Genomic DNA, 3,214 nt, shown 5'->3' with positions numbered 1-3,214 from the left:
TATTTCCACCCCGCTTCAGCAAATGAGGAATCTCGTATTTCATAGCAAGAAAAACGCTTCGCAGATTCGTATTCTGAACCCACTCCCATTCCTCAACAGTCATTTCATGGAGTGGCTTTGTGAGAACACACATTTACGAAACGAGCCTGAATAGCCTCAGTGTAGATTCATGCCTAAAATGTTGACAATAGTTTTTTCAGACAGCAGTGTCGTGCAGAAATTGCAATAATCAGGCTGAGTCGCGTACAAGATTTGGAAGTCTTTGTGCAAGTTGTCAAAAGCGGCAACGTTTAACTTTGGAATCTTTTACAGCGATCGCTACCCGCTTTTGGTAACTGAAAAATTCTGGAAAACAAGCTACCCTTTAATGCCTATGTAGCTCCTCCAAGTTAAATTCCAAGTTACAGTCCAAAGTTGGGATTTTATGGATCTGTAGGCTTGTACAAGCTTGCTCTTGGGCTATTAGTATGACCAATTGTTTCGAATCACAACGTTGTTTATATTTCTCTTCGATTATATTTCTCTTCGATTATCCCAGTAATTACAGGTGTGCTATTTGTTTGCAATACCTGCAGTACATCACAAAATCCACACCACACACCTCGATAGGAAAATACTATGAGCAGCGGAAGCGGATGCCCGTTTACGGGTGGAGGTCAGAAACAACAGCCTCGCCATAGACCATCGAACCGAGACTGGTGGCCGCATTATTTGCATCTGAACGTCCTCCACCAGCACACACCCCAGGCCAATCCCATGGGTCAGGAGTTCAACTACGCTGAGGAGTTTAAGAGCCTCGACTTAGCTGCCCTGAGGGCAGATATCTATGAGCTGATGACCACCTCCCAAGACTGGTGGCCAGCCGACTACGGCCATTATGGACCGCTCTTCATCCGGATGGCATGGCACAGTGCTGGCACATATCGAATTGGCGACGGTCGTGGCGGCGCGGGTTCGGGTAGCCAGCGGTTTGAGCCCCTCAACAGTTGGCCCGACAACGCCAACCTCGACAAGGCACGCATGTTGCTTTGGCCCGTCAAGCAAAAATACGGCAAGAAAATCTCCTGGGCCGACCTGATGATCTTCGCGGGCAACTGCGCCTTGGAATCAATGGGCTTTAAGACGATCGGCTTTGCTGGCGGGCGCGTGGACGTCTGGCAGCCAGAGGAAGACATTTACTGGGGATCTGAGAAAGCCTGGCTCGGCAATGAGCGTTATGAGGGCGATCGGGTGCTCCTGAATCCTCTCGCCGCCGTTCAGATGGGTTTAATCTATGTGAACCCGGAAGGGCCAGACGGCGAGCCTGATCCGATCGGATCAGGGCGCGATATTCGCGAAACCTTCAGTCGGATGGCGATGAACGATGCAGAAACGGTCGCGCTCACTGCCGGTGGACACACGTTTGGCAAATGTCACGGTGCGGGTGAAGCGACGCACGTCGGTCCTGATCCTGGGGGTGCCACCGTCATCGATCAGGGTCTTGGCTGGAAGAACGCCTTCAACACGGGGGTCGGCGTTGATGCGATCACCAGCGGGATCGAAGGCGCATGGACTCCCACGCCGACGCAGTGGGACAACAGCTATCTCGAAACCCTGTTCAAATATGACTGGGAACTGACGAAGAGCCCCGCTGGCGCGTGGCAATGGAAGCCCAAAGGCGACGAGGGTGCGGGTACAGTGCCCGACGCGCACGATCCGTCGAGACGGCACGCCCCCATGATGACCACGGCAGACATGGCCATGAAGATGGACCCTATCTACAACCAGATTGCGCAGCGCTACCGCGACAACCCGGATGAGTTTGCTGAGGCATTCGCTAAGGCGTGGTTCAAGCTGACGCACCGCGACATGGGACCGCGATCGCGCTATCTCGGAGCAGAGGTTCCCCAGGAAGAGTTCCTGTGGCAAGATCCCATCCCCGCAGTCGATCACGAATTGATTGATGAGCAGGACATCGCCGCTCTCAAAGCCAAGATTCTGGCTTCGGGACTGTCTGTCTCCCAACTGGTTTCAACCGCTTGGGCATCGGCATCAACGTTCCGCTGCTCCGACATGCGCGGTGGAGCGAACGGGGCGCGCATTCGTCTCGCGCCGCAGAAGGATTGGGAAGTCAACCAGCCAGAGCAGTTGGCAACGGTGCTGCAAACTCTGGAGGGGGTCCAGCAGGAGTTCAACAGCTCGCAGTCTGGCGGAAAGCGGGTTTCGATCGCTGACTTGATCGTTTTAGGCGGGTGCGCAGGCATCGAGCAAGCGGCGAAGAACGGGGGTCACGACGCGACGGTTCCCTTCAAGCCGGGACGCACGGATGCATTGCAGGAGAAAACGGATGTCGAGTCTTTTGCTCCCCTTGAACCGGCTGCAGACGGGTTCCGCAACTACACGAGCGGCAGACATAGCGAATCGCTCGAAGAGCTGCTGGTCGATCGGGCGCAATTGCTGAGCCTGACAGCCCCTCAGATGACGGCTCTCGTAGGCGGCTTGCGCGTTTTGGGGGCGAACTTTGGAGGGTCCAAACACGGCGTCTTTACCCATCGGCCAGAGACGTTGACCAATGACTTCTTCGTGAACCTGCTCGACTTGGGCACGACATGGAAGGCGACCTCTGAAGCCGAATATGAGTTCGAGGGGAGCGATCGCAAGACGGGCGACCTGAAGTGGACCGCGACCCGTGTTGACCTCATCTTCGGTTCAAACTCTCAGCTCCGCGCCCTCGCGGAAGTTTACGGAGCTGTGGACTCGCAGCAAAAATTTGTGAATGACTTTGTGGCGGCATGGGATAAGGTGATGAACCTCGATCGCTATGACCTCCGCGCAGTCCAAGCAAAAAGTTCTGCGAGGGGTTTCTAGGTGTAACTTCAACCGACGATCGGGTGAACGGAGGTCGAGGCTACACAAACCTGCGGCACTCCAGTAGCTAGAGACAAAAATGAGGGCGGCGTTTCAACTAGTCTTGGAACGCCGCCCTCGCTTTAGGCCTTTACGTCAAAGCTGCTTATAGCCCCAACCAATGCCCGAGAAAATTTACAAGGAGACCGTCACACTCCAACGCAAACTCGCCCAATATGCCAGGAGTTGTCCTCGCGAGGATGGCTGTCAGGAAGCCAGAGCAAAGATTGCTCATGAAACACGAAGAAAGCCATTTTCGGCAATGAGACTCTGAGGAAGAAGTATTGACATTTAGAAATCTGTCTTAAAACTCATTAGACCTCAAGAT

1 protein-coding gene is annotated in these 3,214 nt (G+C 54.1%); it reads left to right on the top strand.

The features are described from left to right. The first annotated feature begins 618 nt into the window (after nt 1-618). Nucleotides 619-2,847, top strand: coding sequence for a catalase/peroxidase HPI (gene katG, locus H6F43_RS01890; protein ID WP_190340325.1), 2,229 nt, complete (start codon nt 619-621; stop codon nt 2,845-2,847). The last annotated feature ends 367 nt before the right edge of the window (nt 2,848-3,214 follow it).

The sequence above is a fragment of the Leptolyngbya sp. FACHB-36 genome (assembly GCF_014695955.1).
GTDB lineage: Bacteria > Cyanobacteriota > Cyanobacteriia > Leptolyngbyales > Leptolyngbyaceae > FACHB-36.
The sequence above is the reverse complement of the archived record's forward strand: the minus strand, read 5'-3'. Positions and strand labels throughout refer to the sequence as shown.

Coding starts and splice junctions, on each gene's coding strand:
- katG (WP_190340325.1), top strand. CDS start 619: ATGAGCAGCGGAAGCGGATGCCCGTTTACGGGTGGAGGTCAGAAACAA.